The 22996-nt window shown below is 33.4% G+C and carries 24 protein-coding genes, 1 pseudogene and 1 riboswitch; of the genes and pseudogenes, 1 reads left to right on the top strand and 24 read right to left on the bottom strand.

Features of this window, described 5'->3' with window-relative positions:
* Positions 1 to 21 precede the first annotated feature (21 nt).
* The 8 genes from JCM9157_RS13995 to JCM9157_RS13960 all read right to left on the bottom strand — a co-directional run bounded on the left by JCM9157_RS13995 (position 22) and on the right by JCM9157_RS13960 (position 5858).
* Positions 22 to 399 carry a hypothetical protein gene (locus JCM9157_RS13995; protein ID WP_035665598.1) on the bottom strand — a complete coding sequence of 126 codons (378 nt, stop codon included), beginning with the start codon at positions 397 to 399 and terminating at the stop codon, positions 22 to 24.
* A gap of 21 nt (positions 400 to 420) precedes the next feature.
* On the bottom strand, positions 421 to 852 hold the full coding sequence (locus tag JCM9157_RS13990) for a VOC family protein (RefSeq protein ID WP_035665597.1): 432 nt from the start codon (positions 850 to 852) through the stop codon (positions 421 to 423).
* Positions 853 to 1241: 389 nt separating this feature from the next.
* Positions 1242 to 1463: a hypothetical protein gene (locus JCM9157_RS13985; protein ID WP_035665595.1), complete on the bottom strand. Its 222-nt coding sequence runs from the start codon at positions 1461 to 1463 to the stop codon at positions 1242 to 1244.
* Positions 1464 to 1775: 312 nt separating this feature from the next.
* On the bottom strand, positions 1776 to 3032 hold the full coding sequence (locus JCM9157_RS13980) for an acyltransferase family protein (RefSeq protein WP_035665616.1): 1257 nt from the start codon (positions 3030 to 3032) through the stop codon (positions 1776 to 1778).
* 213 nt (positions 3033 to 3245) lie between these two features.
* Complete coding sequence (gene wrbA, locus JCM9157_RS13975) at positions 3246 to 3857, bottom strand: NAD(P)H:quinone oxidoreductase (protein ID WP_173401258.1); 612 nt, start codon at positions 3855 to 3857, stop codon at positions 3246 to 3248.
* A gap of 203 nt (positions 3858 to 4060) precedes the next feature.
* The gene (locus tag JCM9157_RS13970; protein ID WP_035665592.1) at positions 4061 to 4672 is read right to left on the bottom strand and encodes a flavin reductase family protein; all 612 of its coding nucleotides are present in this window, start codon (positions 4670 to 4672) and stop codon (positions 4061 to 4063) included.
* Positions 4673 to 4741: 69 nt separating this feature from the next.
* Positions 4742 to 5182: a MarR family winged helix-turn-helix transcriptional regulator gene (locus tag JCM9157_RS13965; RefSeq protein ID WP_035665590.1), complete on the bottom strand. Its 441-nt coding sequence runs from the start codon at positions 5180 to 5182 to the stop codon at positions 4742 to 4744.
* A gap of 142 nt (positions 5183 to 5324) precedes the next feature.
* Positions 5325 to 5858, bottom strand: a complete 534-nt coding sequence (locus JCM9157_RS13960) for an NADPH-dependent FMN reductase (protein ID WP_035665589.1) — start codon at positions 5856 to 5858, stop codon at positions 5325 to 5327.
* A gap of 346 nt (positions 5859 to 6204) precedes the next feature.
* A riboswitch (cyclic di-GMP riboswitch) is annotated at positions 6205 to 6298 on the top strand.
* 17 nt (positions 6299 to 6315) lie between these two features.
* On the opposite strand from JCM9157_RS13960, the gene JCM9157_RS24060 reads away from it, so the two are divergent.
* Positions 6316 to 6459, top strand: coding sequence for an anti-repressor SinI family protein (locus JCM9157_RS24060; protein ID WP_081734191.1), 144 nt, complete (start codon positions 6316 to 6318; stop codon positions 6457 to 6459).
* A 107-nt stretch (positions 6460 to 6566) separates the two neighbouring features.
* Here JCM9157_RS24060 and JCM9157_RS13955 read toward each other — a convergent pair whose 3' ends face one another.
* The 16 genes and pseudogenes from JCM9157_RS13955 to JCM9157_RS13890 all read right to left on the bottom strand — a co-directional run bounded on the left by JCM9157_RS13955 (position 6567) and on the right by JCM9157_RS13890 (position 22986).
* Positions 6567 to 7553 carry a metallophosphoesterase gene (locus JCM9157_RS13955; protein WP_081734190.1) on the bottom strand — a complete coding sequence of 329 codons (987 nt, stop codon included), beginning with the start codon at positions 7551 to 7553 and terminating at the stop codon, positions 6567 to 6569.
* Between the two features lie 54 nt (positions 7554 to 7607).
* On the bottom strand, positions 7608 to 9398 hold the full coding sequence (locus JCM9157_RS13950) for an ABC transporter ATP-binding protein (RefSeq protein WP_035665587.1): 1791 nt from the start codon (positions 9396 to 9398) through the stop codon (positions 7608 to 7610).
* 12 nt (positions 9399 to 9410) lie between these two features.
* On the bottom strand, positions 9411 to 10583 hold the full coding sequence (locus tag JCM9157_RS13945) for a nucleotidyltransferase domain-containing protein (protein WP_035665586.1): 1173 nt from the start codon (positions 10581 to 10583) through the stop codon (positions 9411 to 9413).
* 18 nt (positions 10584 to 10601) lie between these two features.
* A complete protein-coding gene (locus JCM9157_RS13940) occupies positions 10602 to 11057 on the bottom strand; it encodes a lasso peptide biosynthesis B2 protein (protein WP_035665584.1) in 456 nt (151 codons plus the stop codon).
* Entirely contained in the window at positions 11054 to 11368 is a 315-nt protein-coding gene (locus JCM9157_RS13935; RefSeq protein ID WP_035665583.1) for a lasso peptide biosynthesis PqqD family chaperone, read from the bottom strand. The genes JCM9157_RS13940 and JCM9157_RS13935 overlap by 4 nt, the downstream gene beginning before the upstream one ends.
* Positions 11362 to 12288, bottom strand: a complete 927-nt coding sequence (locus tag JCM9157_RS13930; protein WP_235715012.1) for an aldolase — start codon at positions 12286 to 12288, stop codon at positions 11362 to 11364. Before JCM9157_RS13930 ends, JCM9157_RS13935 begins: the two co-directional genes overlap by 7 nt.
* Before the next feature lie 100 nt (positions 12289 to 12388).
* Positions 12389 to 12571, bottom strand: a complete 183-nt coding sequence (locus JCM9157_RS13925; protein WP_035665580.1) for a paeninodin family lasso peptide — start codon at positions 12569 to 12571, stop codon at positions 12389 to 12391.
* A gap of 14 nt (positions 12572 to 12585) precedes the next feature.
* A complete protein-coding gene (locus JCM9157_RS13920; protein WP_035665579.1) occupies positions 12586 to 14517 on the bottom strand; it encodes an asparagine synthase-related protein in 1932 nt (643 codons plus the stop codon).
* A gap of 101 nt (positions 14518 to 14618) precedes the next feature.
* Complete coding sequence (locus JCM9157_RS24440; protein WP_148296881.1) at positions 14619 to 14756, bottom strand: paeninodin family lasso peptide; 138 nt, start codon at positions 14754 to 14756, stop codon at positions 14619 to 14621.
* Positions 14757 to 14774: 18 nt separating this feature from the next.
* Positions 14775 to 16704: pseudogene (locus JCM9157_RS13915) on the bottom strand (asparagine synthase-related protein).
* Positions 16705 to 16900: 196 nt separating this feature from the next.
* Positions 16901 to 17158 (bottom strand): hypothetical protein, encoded by a 258-nt coding sequence (locus JCM9157_RS13910; RefSeq protein WP_148296880.1) that lies wholly within the window; start codon positions 17156 to 17158, stop codon positions 16901 to 16903.
* 113 nt (positions 17159 to 17271) lie between these two features.
* The gene (locus tag JCM9157_RS24685) at positions 17272 to 17442 is read right to left on the bottom strand and encodes a hypothetical protein (protein ID WP_156321498.1); all 171 of its coding nucleotides are present in this window, start codon (positions 17440 to 17442) and stop codon (positions 17272 to 17274) included.
* A 776-nt stretch (positions 17443 to 18218) separates the two neighbouring features.
* Positions 18219 to 19259, bottom strand: coding sequence for an acyltransferase family protein (locus JCM9157_RS13905; protein WP_035665577.1), 1041 nt, complete (start codon positions 19257 to 19259; stop codon positions 18219 to 18221).
* Positions 19260 to 19353: 94 nt separating this feature from the next.
* The gene (locus tag JCM9157_RS13900) at positions 19354 to 20898 is read right to left on the bottom strand and encodes a lipopolysaccharide biosynthesis protein (RefSeq protein ID WP_035665576.1); all 1545 of its coding nucleotides are present in this window, start codon (positions 20896 to 20898) and stop codon (positions 19354 to 19356) included.
* Between the two features lie 112 nt (positions 20899 to 21010).
* Entirely contained in the window at positions 21011 to 21952 is a 942-nt protein-coding gene (locus JCM9157_RS13895; protein ID WP_052013156.1) for a glycosyltransferase family 2 protein, read from the bottom strand.
* An 11-nt stretch (positions 21953 to 21963) separates the two neighbouring features.
* Positions 21964 to 22986: a glycosyltransferase gene (locus tag JCM9157_RS13890; RefSeq protein WP_035665575.1), complete on the bottom strand. Its 1023-nt coding sequence runs from the start codon at positions 22984 to 22986 to the stop codon at positions 21964 to 21966.
* Positions 22987 to 22996: the final 10 nt, after the last annotated feature.

Raw genomic sequence — 22996 nt, 5'->3', positions numbered from 1 at the left:
GCATTAAATAAAAAGCACCTGTCATTCAGCAGTCTTGCTTAGTTTTCTACAAACAAGTTTAATATGCAAGAATATCAAAGCCGCTATTATACCGAGTAACGACATCTGAATGGTCTCAGCTGAAAATCCAGATTGAAAGAATATAAAAAAGAACAAGAAATTCAATAAAATCCCACCTACCCCATATAAGAAAAGGGACAACAAATAAGTATAAGAACTAACCTTTCTCAATAAGTGATCAGCCCAAAGAGAAAAGAGAACTCCACCCGTTAGAAAAACTGTCCCTGAAAAAATCACGTAAACCCCAAAATACTCCATCGTCTCGTTTAAGAGAGACAAACCAATAGAAAAGATAATCGTCGAAAGGACCGCTGTAATAACTTTCTCAAGAATTCTCATATGAGTTCCTACTCCCTTTTCTTACTTAATCACCAACATTTCGTTCTGATCAAATTCCCACGACTCCCCGTAGGCAACCTCCCAAACGTACCCATCAGGATCTGAAAAATAGCCACTATACCCTCCCCAAAAAACTCGCTCTGGAGCTTTCACGATTGTTGCCCCAGCTTGTTTAGCTTGCTCGATTACTTGATTAACTTCTTCTTCTGACTTGGTATTATAAGCGAGTGTAATTCCAGAAAACCCTGTTTTTTGTGGAGGCTCTTGCTCATTAATATCTTTAGCCAATGCATCTAAAGGATATAAAGCAAGCTTTGTACCAGCATTATTGAAAAACACAATTGCCGGACTTTCCTCAGAAACCGCAGTCTGGAATCCTAACCCCTCTTTATAAAAACGTAACGATCGGCTCATATCTTTAACCCCTAAAGTAATTAAATTAATCCTATTCATCGAAAATAACCACCTTTTTGAATAATTTTTAATTTCCTAACATCATGTCAGGAACGTTACAGACACCAGAGCCCTTATATGTACAAAATACCCTCATTTGACTGTCCAAACGGCCAGACGGTTCGCTATTGCACTTTTTTAGTCGAGAAATCCTTGATAGTTAAGCAAATAAAGTCTCCTGTGTCCTCGAAACGAAGAATGTTGCCTGTTAAAAGGCAAATAGCGAACTCTAGGTCCTCCTAGCACTCCACTTTCGAAAACATTATATTTATTTAATCACTATTTCCCATAAATAACCGAAAAGACAAAAAAGTTTAATAACGTTAAGGTAGGAATTAAATATAGCCTTAATGTGAACTCTGGTTATCAACCAACATCACGTTTACTGATTAGTGAGTTTTACTTTCATTCATATAAGTGTTATAAGCTTCTTCGACCTTGTCGGGTGTTTTGGTTATTGTGGACAGTCTCTTATGGATATCATTTAGAAGAAACAAGGACCTAAATAACACACCTACAATGATAGCACCAAGTAGAAACCAACCAACAGGACCTAAAAAGATCAATAGGCCTAGTAAACTAGCTAACAAAATAGATAATAGCAACTTCAATATTTTCCCGCCTCCAAGCCACTCATTAAGTTCCTAAATCAAAAAGTAGTTTGATTCTAATAAACTTTCACATATACTTTAACATAAATTGCCATATTGTGACTTTATTTTAACCGTTTTCAGCAGACAAAACGAATAATTTCTTAAGTATTCTTGAGAATTTTCCCTTTTTCGATAAGGACTCCCCATAAATTAAACAAACGTTTGATTAATTTTGTCGACACTAATAATAAAAGGATGATCCGTGGTTAACGTAACCGAGGAACATCCTTCTATCTTATAAATGTAACACCTGCTTGCTCCCCACCCTTATCACGCTTCCTTACGAACACCCGGCAAATCTTGTATTCGACGACCAGGAAATCTTTTTCTATGAGACCAATCCAAGACAGGTTTTTCTACTAAATAAAACGACAAAGTAGCAACTACATAAGAAGTCACCAAAATGACTGAAGACACAAGTAACCAAGAATTAAAATCGGCTAAACCCATGTAATAGTAGTCCGTTACCCAAAACCTTTCTACAACTGTAATAACAAGATAATGCCAAATGTACAAACCAAATGATACTTTTGCTGTAAAACGTAATACTCGATTATCTAGCAGTTTTCCAAACCAAAGTGAATGAGGTACAGTTGACAAAGTAACCGCCACTAAAATTGGATAGATAGGAAAATAATAAGGTTGATTTTGTAAACTAAAACTAAAATCACCTAAATGCCGCATATGCCATAAAAAGTAAAAGGATACGGCAAGTCCGATGAAACTAATTACATCAAAGCCACCTTTTCGTTTAAAAACTTCTATAGCCTTTGATTCCAAAAAGAGTTTAATGGTAATAGCTGAAGCTATAATTCCAAACGCGAATTGCCCGAAAAATCCAATCGGATTGTAATTAGGCATCCAGTATTTCGCACCCCCAATTAAGCCATATTCCCAACCGCGCTGAATGTTGTCAGGCGTCAAGAAAAGATGAATTAGCTGATTCAAACATACTATAAATAGCACGACTCCCACCCAATAAGTGATGGCTTTTCTGAAGGAGCGTCTTTTTCCTAAGAAAAATAAACCAAGCATAAAAATTGGCATCAATAAATAACAGAACACTTCAAAGCTTATCGACCATAATGGTCCATTGATCTCTGAAGGAAAAAGGGTATTATAATGAAAACCAGACGTGAAGGTTAACCCTGTTAAGATTCGGATAAGCTGATAATCCGTAGGAATTTGCCACAAAAAAGCTAACAAAGTAGAAATCATAAAAGCTACATAAAATCCAGGAACAATTCGTGCTGCACGTCTAAAAACATATTGGCCCATCTCTGGAAATTGACCATCGCCAAGATAACGCTTCCAAAACGGCAAAGAAAGTAAGAAACCACTAAGAACGAAAAACACACTCACGCCAGCATTACCAACTAATAAGAATGCTTGAGACTCTTGAATGACCGTGGTTTGATCGTGCATCGATAAACGCTGAGTTAAATGATGAAAAATAACAGCTAAACATGCAATAGCTCGAATGCCATCTGCTCCAGATAAATAAGATGGGTATAGTTTGTTTTCCACTGTTTGTACACGACCTTTCAATTTTAGTTGCTTCATAATCTTTAATAGTTACAAAGTTATCTTGAAAGCGGTTTCGTCAATAACAAAACAATATTTAAGCTTTCAACTATTATACAATAACATAACTTTGTACAAAAGGGTTCAGAATATTAAATCTTTATTTTTATAAAAAAATCCCCTCTAATCTCAAACCGACTAGAGGGGAAACTATTCTTATAGAGAACCTTTTTTCAACGACTCTGCTACTTGAACCGTACGCTTCGCTTGATACTTAGCTGCTTCTTCTACATTCTCTTGCATTTTTCCGTCTTGACCAACTGTTACACTCGTTCCATACGGGTTACCGCCTGAAGCGAATAACAATGGATCTGTGTAACCAGGTGCTGCCACAATCGCACCCCAGTGATACATCGTCGTGTAAAGCGAAAGAATCGTCGCTTCTTGACCACCATGTGCATTGCTTGCTGATGACATCGCACTAACTACTTTATTAGCAAGCTTCCCCTGGAACCATAAACCACCTGTTGTATCTAGAAATTGCTTCATTTGAGCAGGCATGTTACCGAACCGAGTTGGTACGCTAAATACAATCGCATCTGCCCACTCTAAATCATCTAATGTTACTTCAGGTACATCAGCCGTTTCTTCCAGATGAGCTTTCCAAGCTGGGTTTGAGTCAATCGCAGCTTGTGGAGCCAATTCAGGTACTTTAAGTACTTTTACATCTGCACCAGCAGCTTTCCCGCCTTCTTCAGCCCATTTCGCTAATTGATAGTTAGAACCTGTAGAACTGTAATAAATAACCGCTAATTTAATGTTTTCCATATTGATCGTCTCCTCTTTTTCTTGATTTCCAAATAATTTTTTTAAAAAGCTCACGTTTCTCATCTCCTAGTTTGCATGTGATGTTCACCTATCTATCAGGGATACCATCACCTCCTTAAAAAATTACTTAATTAATATTACTCCATTTCATTTATTCTTAAATAGAGATATATAATAAAGAGAAAAGCCTTAAGGCTAAATCTCTATTTCGGCCGTTCTAATTCAAATAATGTCCCCAAAGTAGAATAAGCGTTACCAGCTAAGCGACTGATCGGTCTAAAACTTTCAGCATCAATTCTTCCCTGCTCATACAGATCAGGGTGGATATGATATTGAACAACCCGCCCAATTAATAGCTCACAAGCTGGTGTATCTCCTGACCCGCCAAGTGGAACGGCTTGCTCGAGCACGCACTCTAACCGAATCTTTGCTTCTTGTATACCCGGCACTTTGACTTTCAAACTTCTCACTTCTGTTAACTTTGCTTCCTTTACTTCACTAACAGATGCTGGATAAGCCTTAGCTGTTTGATTCATTTGTTCAACATACGATTCATCTGCGATATGAACAACAAATTCTTTTTGAAAAATTGCATTTCTAGTCGTGTCTTTCATCTCACCATTGGAACGCTGGACCGATATCGAAATCATCGGAGGATTGGAGGATACGATATTAAAGTAGCTGAATGGTGCAGCGTTTAAAGTAAGATCTTTTGAAAGTGTCGTAACTAATGCAACAGGGCGTGGAATGATACTCCCCGTCAGAAACTTATAATTGTCACGCTCAGCAAGATTATTCGGATCAATCGTTAACAAACTAACCCCTCCTATCCTATAATTCTACATTTTCATATATTCCTAATTCGAGATATACTTCTAAAAAAATTACAATTCCTCAGCATGGAATCCTAATTTTTTTAATTGAACAATCATTTCATCTTTCTCTTTACCATCTAATCCACCAAATATCTCAACAATCGCTTCACGGTGTTTAGGAAAAATATCAGCCATTAGACTCGTACCTTCGTCTGTGATTGCTGCATAGGTCACACGTCGATCTTTCGGACATGGTCTTCTCATAATCAACTGTTTCTTTTCTAACTTATCAACCACATAAGTGATGCTACTGCTCGCAAGAAGGACTTTCTCCCCAATTTTCTGAATCGGTTGGTCCCCTTTACTATATAAAAGTTCAAGTACGGCAAATTCCGTTGGATTTAATCCGTAACTTTTAATATCTTCTTCTACTCGCTTCATGATGGACTGCATAGCCCGTGACATAACAACGAATAATTTCAGCGACTGATCTTGATTATTTATACTCATAACTATCAGTTCCTTTTAATAATATCTCAGTTTCGAGATAATTATATAACTGATAAGGATGGAATGTCAACATCATCCAACATTTTTTTATCACAAAAAAGATATAACCCAGTAAGAGCCTTCTCTCACTGGGATAACACAACTACAGTTTCAATTTTGTATGTAGATGAATTAATTCTTTTGCAAGTGTGTCGATTCGAGTGTTAACTTCTTCAGCAACAATAACATTGTTTGAATCAAAGTCACTACTATGAACAAACACATTAGTCGGCGTAATCGCCTTAAAGAAAGACAAAATCGGCTTTAATTGATTGTCTGCCACTAGAAAATGCTTCTCAGATCCAGCAGTCGTTACGGTACCAACAACTTTTGATTCAAACACATTTGTAGGAAGGTGATCAAATAAATTTTTCAAAGCGCCTGTAATGGATGCTTGATAAATGGGTGTCCCAATCACAAACAAATCTGCTTCTGTAATTTTTTTGATGACCGTTTGCGTGTCTTCATTATATGCCTCTAATGGCTTGCCAACAACAAACTCCACTTCGTAATCTTTCATATCTACTAACTCAATTTCTAATCTTGGCTCTAGGTCTTTCGCTCTCTTTAACACTTCGTTAACAGCAATAGCCGTCTTCTCACCGATTAATGAACCCGAAACTCCAACTAATTTCATGTGATCGCCCCTATCTGTTTAATAACTGTTCTATCCCAAATTATTTCTCATACCTTATTATTAAAACAAAGATTAAAAAAAATAACAAAGAAAACACTTTTCCTTAATTTTATTCGTAGTCATTCGACAAAATATCAAGAAAATCCAAGGGATCGCATGATGGTTTTTGTCGATATTTTTGGTAATTATTTTCTAATTAATTTTCCTAATTTATGGTACTATTGATATAGAATAACAACATACGCACAATGTTAAGTAATTTTTCACATGAATTTCTACCTACTTTTATTTCCTATCAATAATATGGTAAGTCGTTGTTCTTTTTCGTTACTGAAAAAACTGAAAATAATGAAAAAGGCTAACTTATTGAAAAATAAGGGCGCAAAACTTCAGGTCTAAGGTGAAGATTCGAATTTTACTATGATGGCTGAGTTACCGAACAATGGAGGAATGAAACGTGATTGTATCGTCAAAAGAAGAAAACATGAAAGCAATGGACCTGGAATGGGTTGAACTCTTACTGGAAGCCAAACAACTCGGTCTCACACCTGAAGAAGTGAAAGAATTTATTTTACATACTAAAAAAGCAAATCAACTATGATTGTTGTAAAAGTGCGGTAGAAATGGACGGAAGATGGGAGCTCATAGCCCCATCTTTTTTCTTTTTATCATCTATATACCCGTCCTCACAAACTCTAAACCTCTTTTTCATTTTCTTTTTAGCGTTAACACATTAATTTCAGGTGGATTTAGAAAACGAAATTTCAAGAAAGGAATGGCATCACTACTTCCTAATCCAGCACTGACGTATTGCTTAGTTCCTTCGTACTCCCAGAGACCTTTGACCCGGTCTTGCGGCGGGAACAGTCCGTTTCGATCGTACCATGGTTCTGGAACGAATAGTGCTCCTAAAAACGGGAGGCGGATTTGACCGCCGTGGTAGTGGCCAGTGATGATGAGGTCGAAATTGCGGAAATTATACTGTGGATTATCTCGGTAAAAGTCGATGCGAAAGTCAACGATTGGATAGTGATGCAAAGCAATGATCACATCATTTGACTGCTTGATTTGCTCTAATGAGAGCATGTCTTCATTTAACTTCCTCTCATTTTTAAAATAGTCTTTATATACATCGTTCTTAGGTACTCCTCTTGCCTCAATTTCAGAAAGTTTTCTACTAGGGTCAACGATTGCTCTTTCAAACTCCAAGAAATGGATAGGAAAGTCATTAAGAGAATAAATAGAATCTAGTAACCTAACTCCTCGCTCTTCCATCCCTTTGATAAATTCAACTTTTTGGAAAGGATAATTAGGATGTAAAAGGTAATTAGACGGGTCAGCGTTACCTCCTACATACAAGGCATGCTCTTTGTTATGAATACCATCTAATAAGTCATAAACAGGTTGATAATTTGTACTAGTACTACTGTCTAACAGATCCCCAGTAAAAACAATCACATCATAAGGTACATGGTTAATCTTACTAGTTAACCTCTTCTGCAATTTTCCAAACTCTTTTTCATGTAAATCGGTTACTTGCAATATTGTAAACCCTTCTAACTCACTAGGGAGATCCTCTATCTCTATTTCCTGTTCTACGACAATAATCCGGTTGTTATCCCAAATGGTGTATAAAATGAGAACAACAAATACAAATAAAAGACCTAGCATGGTCTTCCCTCCTACTTTCTTCATCCAAACATCTCTCCCATGACTAAAGGGTGACAATTAAACTGTCACCCCACTTGGTTATGGTGTTGCTTCTAATTGATTTTGTAACAAATGGCTAAATGTACTTTTCTTTTCTTCGGCAAGCTGTTTAAAGCCACCTCTTTGAATAATCTCTCCGTCATTTAAGACCACTACTTGATCGGCATTTCGAATCGTCGATAAACGATGAGCAATGACAATGATAGTCATTTTTCCTTTTAATCGCTCTAACGCTTTTTGTATTTTCGCTTCGTTCTCGGTATCTAGCGCACTAGTTGCTTCATCTAATACGAGAATAGAAGGTCTTCGAAGTATGGCTCTTGCTAACACAAGGCGTTGACGTTCTCCACCTGATAATTTAATCCCACGGTCTCCAATGACAGAATCTAAGCCTTCAGGAAGCTTTCTTACAAACTCTGCGGCTGAAGAAAACTCAAGAGCTTCCCACATCGCTGCTTCTGATGCATCCGGAACGACTAATTCTAGATTCTCACGAATACTTGAATTGAATAAGAATGGGTCTTGAGGAACGTAGCTTATCGCTCTTCGTAAAGAAATTAAGTTTTCGTTTGTTAGTGGTATTCCATCGATTAAGACCTGACCTTTTTCTGGTTGATTTAGACCCATGAGTAGATCAATTAACGTACTTTTTCCTGCTCCTGATCGTCCGACAAAGGCTGTCATTTTATTCGCCGGAATGGATAAATTAATGTTCTTTAACGCATAAGAAGAATCATTGTAACAAAAGAAGATCTCCTGACATTCAATTCTCTTATGAACTTCCATTGGCGTTATATTCCCTTGATTAAAGTCTTCAAATTCTCTCGCACTACGACAATCATTTTGCAATGCTTTCACCGCTTTAAAAGAAGGCAGTGTAGTTGCAATTTGCTCAAGGGACCCTTGAATCCCAGCAACCCTCGGCCACAGTCGTGAAAAAATCACAATGATCAGCATGAGTTGAGCTGCTTGAGCGTTAAAGAGTTGAACAGCAATGTAAATAAACCCTGCAATAAGAACAGCTGATGCAATTTTATAATATAGCTGTGATGTTGTTTTTAAGACGGTATATTCAATATGTTCAGTTTCCATTCTCTTTGTTACTTGATTAAACCATTCCATCCTTGATGCTTCTAATGCATTACTTTTAATATCTTTAATACCATTGATTTGATCAGTAATTCCACCTAAAAATTCTCTACCTAAACTAAAATTTCGTGAACCTAGTTCTATCGATCTTTTTAAAAATTTACGATTGAAGAAAAGTAAAAATAGTCCACAAATTAATACAAAAGATGTAATAGAAGGAGATAGCCAAAAGGCTAAAACGATTTGAATAAAAGTGAAAATCAACGACGCAAGAAACTGTAAGAAAGAATGAGTCCCAGCGCTTGATCTCGCAATTTCAGCTGTTAAAAAATTGATAAGATCAGACTTTCTATTTTTAATAAAAAACTTCCAATTGGCATGCAGTAATAGATTATATGTTTCTACCCTCATATTTCTAAAAAATCCATGCTGAATTTTTGAGTTGCGTACTGTTATTTGTTTATTAACTATATTCTGCAAGATTACAATTAAAACAAACGTAACTAGTACTCCTTCTAGTCCTATTACATTCGGAATTTCTTGCAAAAATCCAAACAACCCTGCTACCGGTGTTCCAGTAGCATCCATGTCGACTATGCCCGTCATCGCAATCATTGGAATAAGAAGAAGAATTCCAACTCCGTCTAGCAAACCTATCAGCATCATCGCAAACATATTAATATATAATCTCTTTCCAGCGTATTCATGAATTTGTTTCAGAAAATAAATAATATCCTTCATAGAAAATCCCCCCTACGATAGAGCTTGTTTTTTCGTTTTCCTCCAAGCCCATAGCATTGGTCGTAAAGGAAAATAAAGAAAATGAAGTGATTTTGGTAGCGGTAACGTCGCTGCATCTTCTGCATATGGATATAAAAAGCTTAAAATAAACAACATCTTCTGAGGCATCGACATTAAACTAAATAAGTATTTTGAATGATATCTAGAAACTTCTTCGACTGGTGGCTCCTCATGAACATTAATCATATCTTCTAAATAAAATAATGTATTTGTAGCTAGACGTTGCGCTTTAGTGCTAGCAACAAATTTATCCATATTTTCAGGGAGCTTTGTTGCAAAAATTTTTGACGTTAATATACCAGCAAGACCAATCACAACACGATTTTGGTGTGTCTTTATCAATTGATCTAGTTTCTCCCAATTAATATCATCCTGTTGCATAAACCGATGTATATCATATAACCATCTTAATCTACAGTATCCATGTCTCGCTCCATGTGAAATAAGAAATAAAAATAGGTCTTCCTTCCCCAAAAAATGAACAATTGATTGCGTAAGATTACTTACTCTACTTCTCTGCCATAATTCATTAAAACTAGGTTCTTTACCAGGACCCGGATGCAATCTCCAATGAATCTCTACCTTTACATCTTTAACTGGATCAAAATAAATAACATTCGAATGTCGCCATTTCCAGTCATTTAATACCGAAGAAATAAATTCTTTTTTCACATATCCTAATTGCTTTAAGATTATTTCAACTTTTTCAAGGTTTTTCAACTCTACAAGAAAATCTAGATCACTCGAAGTTCGAAGTGAGATATCCCCGTATAAATCGTGTGCAATAACTGGTCCTTTAATAAAAATAGAGTTTATATTTTGTGACAATAATAGCTTGCTAAGTTGTTCCATCTCACCACTAAGTTGGAGCATTCGAAAAACATTGAACTTATATTGCTTTTCTAAAGTTTGACATACATAACCGGGAATAATATTATTTTTATAGTTTCTTATTTGCTTATGTAATAGTGGGAAAAGACGATGATGTATGGCAAGCTCTAGAAAATAATTCCAGTCAACGTCTTGTAACTGTTCTTTTTGAATCAGACGTTTATTATCATTAATAAATTGAAGGATTAGTGTTAATTCTTTTGGTAATTTTGCTACATCAGGTTCACTTCTCATGTTATTAGTTCCTCCAATTTAACTAGTTCTATTTTTTGCAAACTTTGCTACAACCGTAAACTTTTCCATCCCTTCTGATCCAGAAATGTATATTGGTCCACTGCGCAACCAAGCATGAGCAACCAATTCTCCCTTGTCATCTTTACCAGTTCCTAAGTAAAGAGTGCTTCCAATCTGTCTTCTCTCAAGCATCCGCATTCCAGCAATAGCTTTAACAAGACATTGACTTTCCCAAGGAGTATAACGACTCATGAGATGGATGGCAGTGGAAACCTTTTGTAATACTTCTTTATTATCTAGATTGATAGAGTAAGGTGTTTCATCCATTTTCTTTCCTAATGACGGTGCAACTTTCGCAAACGGAAGCGTCTTTAAAAACCTCGCCCATCCTAGTAAAAAGTAAGCCTCTACTAACATCCATTTGAGCTCGCGGTCTAATTTAAAAAATGTGATTGTTTTCTTAATAACTTTCATTCTAGCCTCCTCACACTATGCTTTTTTTCAATTAATCCTTCTTCTAATAATTGTTGAACAAAAGCTGTTACCTGTTCTTGGCACTCTGCTGTTTCTACTTCATATTGAGCTTGTAATTGGCCAATAACATTACTAATAGATATAGGTACTGTTATTAATTGCCAAATCTCACCGCCAATTTCTCCAAGATTATAGTATTTACCGTTTTGAATGCTAAGCATGACCTTTTCTCCATCCATATCCGAAACAATATTTCCTTCGACTTGAACAATCACTGTATCTTTCGTTAATTGCTGTTGGTTAATCATAATACTTTCTCCTCCTTACGAACTGCTGATAAGATTAGCTCTGTTAATTCATGAGCGGTAAAGCGTGACATTGGACGCTGTAATTGAAATAATTTCATTTTATTAACCATTTGGGCTGTTGTTTTAAAATGCCAATCCATAAGGCCAGCTGGTGCGATGAAGAAGTTGCGGTATGTGTGAGCAAATAATAACGGAAACCTTTCCAAATTCTGAACAGGTCGCATCGTAATATGAGCGTCATCTGTTTTAGATAGTTCGATTACTCCGGCTAATGGAACATCGTCTGATGCAAACTTATCTTTTACTGGAATTGCAAATTTCATCTCACGATCAATGATTGGACGGTAACTGTCTGCAGTCATGCCAAATTCATGTAAACTCTCCATCCAAAGCTTTTGCTGTGGATAGGCAGGAGTAACAACAGGCTGCCCTTCTTGATTGATCGTTACAGGAATGACATCATCACTTAATAACTGATAGCCCCTTTTTAAAAACGCTGATGCTAAAGTTGATTTCCCTGCACCTGATTCGCCAACAATGGCATATGCTTCACCGTCAATTACGATCGCACTACCATGTAAAGGAAGGATTCTTCGTTGCATTAAGATTGCCCCCATGCAAGTACCGAGTGTGTATAGGCGAATATGGTCTTCGTGAGCACCTTCCATTGGTGAAATGAGGATTTCATTGCCGTTTCGGATTAGGAATATGGCTACTTCTGGCATATGAAAGAGAATTGATGTATGATTTATCACAAAGTATTTATTCTCTTCACCTTGTTCCAACCAGACTTGTTGAAGGTCAGATTTTTTAATGACAACATGAGGTATTACTGTTTCTCTATGTGCTTTAACTAATTCCGGTAGAAATATTTCACTATCTACTATTAATCCGAAAGCTTTATAGATTTGATGATCAGTCAATATAAGTCCTCCCTACTATGATCCAATAAAGTGCCCTTATACTTGCTTAAGGTATAAGGGGTAATTCAAAAAAACAATATAATTACCATTACATAATTACTTAACTACCAAAATTCCCCTTGGGCTTGCACGCCGCATTAGATGTTTCAGGATCTTGAATAGGAGACCTTCCTGGTTGAGGATTTTCCGTTGTATAACAATCTGGAATAGCGTCCCCGGAGCCATTAAAAGTCTTGCTCACATCCAATATTTCTAACATTGGTTTCTTCCAAGTGTTCTTCATATTATCACCTCCTTTCAATTAAACTGATTAAGAAACCTTTTTATTATTAAACTATGGACTAGAATCTTAAATTGATTATTTAACACTAACTCAGGTTTTGGATTATTTTTAAATTTAGATAACGACTTATTGATAGCATCAATATTTAAAAATTCAGATACTATAGGATCATCTGTTAATTGACTAACTTCATTCATAAACTCTTTCCATTGGGGTTTCATTCTATGAATTGTGTCTGCTGATTGAATCCCTCTTTTATTATGGTTTAACCTTACTGAGTTAGGAAGTAACCCTTTTGTAGCGCGTCTGATTAAAGAACGGTCCATACCTTTAGTAACAAATTGTACTTCTGGTAATGACAAACAGAACTTTATTACACGTAAATCATTAGTTGGGTCACGATCCCATACCCCATTTCTGAGAGATAATTTAGTTCCAACTATACCGTTATTATTCCAAGTATGTAGCTGTTGAAAATACTTTAATCTGTAAGCAGTTAAGTTTGTAGGATGGGCCCCGCTAACATCCACTCCTTTTTCCTTTAGTTTTTCATAGACTTTATACTTCTCAGCAAATTGGGGGTTAATTAATTTAGTAGAATTACTAAAGCCTTTACCGTAACCAAAAGTATTCTTAATTACTAAGGGCAACATTACTTTTTTTCCACTATGAATTGTATTACAGTAAGATTCTAATTCTTCATTTAATTTCAACCACCTAAACTTCTTTAACAATTTTGAGTAATAGTTCAAGTTCAAACTGTAGGAGCCCCAAGAAATTGAATGATTCCCTCTTGCCCCGTTTAACATGATTTTGATTCCTCTTTCATTCGCAATTTGATTTATTCCTTTTAACCAGAAGGAATTCTCAAAAAATTTGTATGGCATCTCCATTATTTCTAGGAAATCGTCAATTTCAACCAAACTGTTCTTTCCTTCAAAACTCAAATAATGGTCTTCTATATTACCAACAAAATTAACAGTTTCCTTTATAAATGGTGTTTCATCAGCTAAATAGTACTTAGAAGTCCAGTCAGAGAAATCATCTTGTGGTATATAGCTAAAGGTATGTAGTCGTTTATTTTCTTTACTTAACTCCTTTGCCGCTACACTTACTACAGAACCAGAATCTAATCCGCCACTTAACTGGGACCCAACATTTCCATATGTTCGTAATCTATCCGTTACTGCTCGACTAAAGATTTCAAGGAATGCCTCTTCATACTCCTCATTTGTTTTAAGTTTGATAGTGTTTTCTACCTCTATTTTGTAATAGCGCCTTAGTGTTAAGTCCCCTTCTGATAGTGTCAGAGAATGTGATGGTGGAATTTGTTTTATAGATTGGTATATAGTTGTTGTCATGTCAACAGCTTCAGTATTTCCAGGAACAGCAAGAAATTCAGCTAAATATTCTTCATTTAATTTCTTATTAATATAAGGTAATGTAAATAAAGGCTCTATTAAAGTAGAAAAGGCAAAATGATTGTCATCATGATAAAAATATAAAGTTCTTGAACCACTAAAATCCCTTGCAGCAAATAACTTTTTATTTTTCTCATCCCAGATGACAAAGGCAAAATCACCTATTAAATACTTAGGTGCATCTGCCCCCCACTTTTGATAAGCTAAAACAATTAATTGACTATCTGGCATGGTTTTTCTAACATTTCGATTAACTTGTAAAATATCAAATAATTCTTTTCGATTATCAATGATCGCATCTGCCGTTATTGCAACTTTTCTCTCATAGTCATAATAAGGTAAAACCTCATCAACCGATTCTGGTGTAATCCATTGGGAGTGACATTCAAGTATTATATTGCCTTTTTTCCATGTTCCAATGTCGTCAAAATGAAAATTCTTTAAATGGTCAATTCCAGTAGTTATTTTTTTTGCGAAATTGACTTCCTTCTTATTGAAATATAAAACTCCACTAATAGCACTCATGCTTTCCCTTTCCTTTAGACGTAATTATAAATAATCAAGAATTGTTTTGTAGTCTTTTTTTTACGAACCACTAAAAGTATAGTGGTTCGTAAAAGCTTAGGTTATGAGACATATTTAGAATGTTCGTTAATTGGAAGATTTTCCGTTTGATCTGCATCATAATGAGTGCCCAAAGGATTAGCAAAAGTCATATCTACATCTAGCATTTTCAACTCGATATTTTTCCATTCTCTTTTCATACTGTCACCTCCCTTCAATTAAAATTTTTTTAAGAATCTACTAATTATTAAACACCGCATTAGAATAGTATAATTTGGATTTGTAAAATCATCTGTCTTAAATCCTTCATTTTTAACTATGTGCAAAGCATCTTCCAGTTTATTTTTATTTACTAATGTAAGAAGTCTTTCATCCTTTAGAATCATGTTAAGTTCAGAGATTAATTTATCCGATTCCTTATCCATCCTGTGTACCCAATCTGCTGATTGCACACCACGAATTCGTTGATTCAACCTAACTTTATCGGGTAAATAGTTTTTTGTAGCCCTTCGAATCAACGCTCTATCCAACCCTTTTTGAACAAATTGATCATCAGGGATCGATAAACAATAACGTATCACTCGTAAATCATGAGTTGGATCACGTTTCCAAAGACTATGCCTTAAAGAGAGCTTACAATTTAGTGTATTACCAGAGTTCCAAGGAACAAGGTCTTCTAGGTGCATTAATCTTAATCGATTAATGTCTTTAGTTTTAAAACTACCACTTTCATTTATATCAAAACTGGTTAATTTGTTTAGTACGTTTGTATTTTTCTTGAGTTCGGGATTTATAAAATTATTATCATACATTGGTTGTTTTCCCGCTAAAAAGGGGTACGCAATTTTTGCTATAAGAGGTATTCTCCTTAGCCTAGGTCCACCTACGTTTTTACTATAATAGTTTAGTTCCTCAAAAAGACGAAACCATTTTATCTTTTTTAATAAAGAAGAATAATGGTAGAGAGCATTTCCCCAAGATACATTAAAATTCCCACGATCACCATTAAGTAATATCCCTATCCCTTTCTCATTTGCAGCTTCAAAAATCCCCTTTAACCAAAAAGAGTTTTCATGAAATTTATAGGGAAATTCAATAATGTCTAAGAGTTCATTAATTTCGGAGTATGAACTTCTATCCGAGAAATCAAAATAATGATCTTTTATATTTCCAATGTATTGTATAGTTGATTTTATAAAAGGTCTCTCATCTGCCATTAAGTTTTTTGGAGTAAAATCTTTAAAATCTGATGGCGGGATATAGCTAAACGTATCTAAATTCTTATTTTGACTTTTTAAGTACCTAGCTGCAAAACTAGCAACCGCTCCTGAGTCAAGACCTCCACTTAGTTGCGATCCTATTTTTTTATTCGACCTAAGACGATCTGTAACAGCTTCTTCAAAAATTTCTTTAAAATGTTCAACATATTCATCATCAGATTTATATCTTATTGGTTTTAATGATTTTAATGTAATATACTTATTTGTACTTACTGTGTCTTTAGTTATTGAGATACTATGAGCTGGTGGAATCTGATTAATAAATTTATAAGGTGTACTTATACCGTCTAGTGTATCCATCATCCCACCAATTGCTAAATATTCTGTAAACCAATCTTGATTTATTTTCTTTTCTATGTAGGGTAATTTTAGTAAACCTTCTATAGTAGTGCAAAAAGCAAAATCACCTTGTTGGCTATAATAATAAAGAGTCCTATAACCTGAATAATCCCTTGCTCCAAACATTTTCTGTGCATTTTTATCCCAAATCATAAAAGCAAAATCACCGACTAAAAACTTAGGGCAATCTTCCTTCCATTTAAAGTATGAAAGAAGAATGAGTTCACTATCTGACATTAGTTTTCGTTTATGAGCGTCTTATTTGAAGTTTTTCAAATAACTCTTGCCGGTTATCAATTATAGCATCAGCCGTAATAGCTAATTTTCTTTCATGATCATAATAAGGTAATACTTCACCTACAGATTCTGGAGTAATCCATTGAGCATGGCAGCCTAGAAAAATATTATCATCTCTCCAAGTTTGAATATAATCAGCTGGAAACTGGTTCAGCGGTCCCATAATCATATTCGAATGCTCGGTAGGAACAGGTGATTTATCTCTATGATAAATTCCAGCAATTGCACTCAATGTATTCATCCTCCCAGTAAATTAAATTCTTTATTAAGAACGAATTTGATAAAAAAATTAGATTTCAAACTTATTTATAAATGCACCTTGTTCTTGTTCTTTTTAAAGAACATTATATTTTTATTTTACACGATTATTTTGCTCTGTCAATCACTTGAAAGTAATATTTCGTCAAATACTTATAAGAAATTTAGCATTATTCGTCAAAATCAAATAAGTGTTCATTATTATTAATAGACAAACAATTATTTTCTTGAAGAATGACAATATCATTTACATCTAAATCAGAAAAATTCGTAGTTTTTAAACTAATGATGCAGCCTGATAAATAGGGTGCAGCCTCCTCAATTATAAAAAATTCATCCAGCAAGGCATCCCCCTGAATATACTCTTCCATCTTATTTATATCGACATTATGTAAATGCCCCATAATCTCGTCCATGGCTTTAGACAATTCATCTTCACTTAGTTCGAAATGTAATTCTAGTTTTTTTACCAAAGCATTTTTTGTGTCACTAGATAGTTCTTCCTCTAGAAGTTTAGTTCCAATAGGTAATGACCCATTGTCTAGTTTAAATCTAGTAAGGCAGATTCAATATTAGAAAAACTTGTTGTGGTTATTGCTTCATCCGTTGTGGTTGTTAACTTACTAGCAAGTGGGATAAATAACAACAGCACAACAGTAATACTTGATAAAGCAACTAGTAGTTCAATGAGGGTTGTTCCTTTTTTTTTCAAATGACTCCTCCTTGTTCTTAGTCTCAAAAAAGAAAAAGAGATATTTCATTATTGAAAATATCTCTACTTTTATAATTTATATATTTCCCTATACTTTCATTATCCAGGTAAATCCGAAGTATAGAGAAAGCCTTTCCACTCTTGTAAATTCCTTTTTAATTTACGAGTCCTATCGTTTCCGATAAATTTATATGAATAATCTTTATAAGGTAAGAGAGTAATATACATACAATAGTAATTTGATCTGACATTCTCTTATTCAGAAGAATAACCTCTTGTGATATTAAGTACGTGTTGCTATTCTTAATTACATTTATTTTCTTCCAAGTATCAGCACGGCTTGCTTTAAACGGTCATTCTCCAATTCTAATTGCTTATTGCATACATTTTATAAGTTCCAATAACTCCTTTTATTCAGATGTAAATTTTGACTGAAGAGGAGGTCTGGCACATACCTTCCAATTTATCTAGAGGAGAAGAAGCAAGGTCATATTCACAAATAATCTCTTTTCAAGGTGTACCGTTTTATAAGGCTACACAAATCTGTCTTTAGACTCTTATCAGTAAATGATTGTTGTTTCCTTTACTCATCGTAAATTCACTTCAAATTATATTATCTAAAATCTACTTAACCTTAATTTTGTCTAGTTCAGTTTAGCCGATTCACAATTAACTCTTATGGTTAATAACTATATTAATTCCCCTTTTTTAATGGATATTACGAAAACTTAAATTTTAATAATTATACTTAATCTACCCAAATACTTACTATCACTTTAATTAACGTTTTGTTTAAATGATAACATACTAGAACTTAACCTTTTTAGATCAGGTTTTTTACCTTTAATGATAATATTTAAATACGGAAATTTTCCAGTAATTACACTAACTAATATACAAATAGTTACACCCAATGTAAAGATTGTATACCATGCTGGGAATTCCCCAAATATTAAGTCATATAAAATTACAACGACTGTAAATGAAAATTGCATATGAAAAGTTAAAATAACTAATGATTCCTTTCCTATGTATGTAAGAAATCGAACAGTAGAACGAAAAGAGATCATTAATTCACAAAATTTAATAACTAAGATACTTCCAGTAAAGCCCCCAATATAAAAAAGTATAATATTTCCGTAAACTCTGTTATTCATGTCAATTAAGGAGTTTAGATTGACTGAGATCAAAAATATTAAAAATATACTAATAAAAGATAGACTGAAAATTTTCCAATTTTTCTCAAGAACTTTTAAATCTTTAAGCTTATAACCCATGAACAAAAAAGGTTGAGCAACAAGAGCAACGTCTATCCCCCAAGGCAAGTGCTGGATCTCCCCTAAAAAGACACCTATTGTACCTAGCGTGAAAACTATAATCCATTGAAAAAAAACTGTTGTTGACTGAATGCTTTTCATGAATATATAGAATATAATTTGTGTACTAAATAAACACGTTAAAAACCATAATGGAATGTTTGATAGATACTCTCCGTTACCTATTGCAATTCCTTTTATATGCTCAGTTAATAACGGCTTATCGCGCCCCAGAAAGGAAAGGCTAAAGAGAAAAAAAAAGGTGAAAATACCTGCTGTTACGTAAGGAACTATTAACGTCCAAAAGCGATTATTAATCAAGTTACTAACGTTTTCAAATTTATAAGCACTAAATAAAAAACCTGTCACTAAAAAAAATAAAGGCATACGAAAGTTTCTAAAGAAATCATTAATTTCTGAAGGTACTCCTGCATGCCCAGCAACTACTAATAAAATTGTAATGCCTTTTACAATATCAATTGTCTCGAATCTTTTGCTCATCCTTTACATCCTTTACAACATTAATTATAATAATTAATTTTAAGAATACTCGATATAGTTAAGTTAAATAAACGTTAATGGACATTTAGTTAATTCAACCAGCTCTTTGATTAGTTGACTTTAATTTAATTTTAAACCGTGACGTGATAAATTTGTAGAGATATTTAAATTCATCACTTCTATAAAAAATCAATAAGTAAATAATACTCGGAATACTAATACTAATTAGTCCTTTAAAAACTAGGTCAATAAAGCCGTTATGTTTAATAAGAACCTCACAAATTAAAGTAGTAATATAGCAAACTATTAGTGTTAATACTAAATAAAAGACATACCTAAGAAAGTATGACCAAACAGGTTTAACAAATATATTTTTATAAACTATCAAAGGCTGTGTCCAAAATATAGTCGCTATAGTACTTATAGTTGTACCAAGTAGTATGCCTGCAAGCCCCAAATACTTAACCAAAATTAAGGATGCCACAAGATTAACTCCTCCCTCAATTAAAGGAGCATACTTATCTTGAACAAATAATCCAGCTTTATTTTTAAAAGTAGCAATAGCTGTCCTCATACCTGTTAAATAGAAGTTTATTAATATAATGATAAAGACAAGCTTGTCTAATAGAAATTGTTGTCCTAGCCACCAACTTATAAAAGGTTCTAATAAATTATATAAAAATATAACAGCAATTGAATAAATCCAGAAATTCATTAAATAGGAAACTTTAAATATACTATAATTTTTTTCTTTACTTTCTGTAGCAATTAAGTTTCCAACACTTGCTCCAATTCCAGCTAGTAACGGATTAACTAATGATGATAATTGTTGTGTGATCATTGTATAGTTAGAATATAATCCTACAGTTGCAATGCTAATGAATGAAGAAATGAGAATATTATCAGTTCCAAATACTAAAAAGCCACCAATGTTATGATAGAATAATGCTTTAACATTTTTGACCAAACCGGCTTTAGTATCGTTGTCAATAGTATATTTTTTCTTGGTCTTGATGTATGAGTATCTTTTATTTACTATATGTCCATTTATCAAATTTTGTATTATATAAAGGCATAATTCCAAAGCTAAGTATAATATATAGTTTTGTGTCTTAATGAGAAGGATAATCTTAGCAATATTTGTACTAACCTGGAATATAATATTTACTTTTTCTAATACATAACCTCTTTGATCTGCGTTAATTAATGACCATTTGTGAGCGTTTAGATAAGAAACCATATTCTTAGCAATAAACAAAAAATAAATTACTGAGACAAATTTTATAGTATCGGACTCGTTCATTACTGTTCCTAATAAGGGATATAGACAAATACTCAAGACTAATATAACTATAGATAAAATGAAATAGGCCTTTTTAAATAATTGAACAAGTGCTATGATTTTTTTCTTGTCATTTTCAGCTAATGGCTTATATAAATAGTAAGTAATACTTAAGCCTATACCGCCTTCTACTAACGCAAGCATGGATAAGACATTGGTTAAAAGCCCGTTAATTCCTAAGTATTCAATTCCTAAACTATCAAGAAATACTTTTCTAGATAAAAATCCCAAAAACACCATTACTAGTTGAGAAAGAATACTTATAGTAATATTTTTTATAGAATGATTAGTTCTCATAGAGTAATACCCCTTAACTTCCTATAGAAACAATCTAAATTACTAGACTAAATACAATTAGTTCTTAATTTATAAAGTCTAGTAAAAACAAAATATATGAGTTATCACTAATTCATGTATTAAGTGTTCCTTTAAGTTTCATTAATGATTTATATCCTAATCGTTTAATACAAAAGTTTAAGTGCCTATAGGTGAATGAGATATATTCCCTTATTCCAAGACCACCTATTTTATTAAAGTCATTGATAATTCTATTTGAATTTCTAAGTAGAAAGGTAGTAGGGTAATCGTAAAGAATATTACTATAATATTCTTTGAAATATAATAAACCTTTTTCGAATTCCTCCTGGTATGTATCGTACAATTCCATTTTTATTAGATAATCTTTTATGTTTGTATATGCCCATAAATTATCTAAGATCTTACTATCTCTAGCGCTTGTTGTTGCACCTACTCTTTTTAGATAATTGTAACCTACACTATCTAATCCAATAGTTTTCTTTGAGTGTACAAACAACCTCGGAATAAGCTCAAGATCTTCATAATATCTTCCCTCTATAAAATTTAGATTATTACTAAAAAACAAATCTCTTTTAAAGATTTTATTCCAAGGATAAGCTTTTTTTAGTATTTCTCCTAATAGTAGGTTCTGAGGGAGATATTCAGATAAAACATTACCTTTTTCATTCACTTCTCTAAAACCTATTACAGCTATATCCGCATTTGCTTTTATGGAAGACTCATAAAGAGTTTTATACATATCTTGCTCAATCCAGTCATCACTATCAACAAATCCTATGTAATCACCTCTTGCAATCTCTAAACCTTTATTTCTTGCACTTGATTGTCCTTCGTTTTTTTTATGAATTACTTTAATTCTGCTGTCCTTTTGGGAATAAACATCACAAATTTCACCACTTTTATCTGTAGAACCATCGTTAATGAGGATAAGTTCAAAATCTTTGAATGTTTGAGATAAGATAGAGATTATACACTTATGTAAAAATAGCTCTACATTATAAACAGGAACAATAATAGATATTTTTGGTATCACGCTAAGTCACCTCAAGTCTTAGTTAATTTTTTTGCCATAAGTGTTATATACAAGTAAATTTTTAAAACATTCACAATTACCCTAGCTTTCATTAACAAGTAATTGTTATCATAATCATTCATTGCCTTCAAAAAATATTCTTCATGAATTATTTCTTTTATCATCAGATATTTCTTGGAAATAGATGTTTTTGATTTAGTTATATCTATAATTTGGTTAAGGTAATCTGCTATGGTTTTACAATTTTCATATCTTCTAGTTTTCATTAATACTTTCGGAGCGATTCCATTGTTTTTTAGTGTATTTAGAATTTCATTACGAGCAGATAAATGTAGATAAAAATTTTTATCTTTTGAATTCATTATACTTTCCGTATTAATTCTTCTGTAATTATAAAGTCCTTCGTTAATGGAGCATACTCGTTCTGCTTTTAAAAACGCAGTAATATTAAAACATAGATCTTCAGCTATTTTTATGGTTTCATTTAGAAGTAACTGATTTTCAATTAAAAATGTTCGTTTATAAATTTTATTACATAAACTAGCGTAGCCTAAAGTTTTATTACTCTTCAACAACAATTCTAATTCCTCTTTAATATTATTTCCTTCTAAGTAAAGTTTACTATTTAAAGGGCTAATTGCCTGATTAATAATCTTGTTTGAGTCATCTATTTCTACATAACCACAGGCTACAATATCAGCGTTTGAACTCACTCCAGTTTTATACATTTTATCTAACATATTTATTTCTAATGTGTCATCACTATCAACAAATCCAATAAATTCTCCTTTAGCTGCTTTTATTCCCATATTACGTGTAGCACTTGGTCCCTCGTTATTTTTATGTATTACTTTTACTCGACTATCTTTATTTAAATATTGATCTAATATAACACCGCTGTTATCTGGAGAACCATCGTTAATAAGTATTAACTCGAAATCAGTAAAAGACTGCTTTAGAATAGAGTCAATACATTGCTGTATGAATTTTTCAGCTTTATAAACTGGTACAATGATACTTAATTTTGGAGCCATCGGTTTCACC

It is taken from the genome of Halalkalibacter akibai JCM 9157 (assembly GCF_000513135.1).
GTDB classification, from domain to species: domain Bacteria; phylum Bacillota; class Bacilli; order Bacillales; family Bacillaceae_D; genus Halalkalibacter; species Halalkalibacter akibai.
This window is presented reverse-complemented; position numbering and strand designations above follow the sequence as displayed.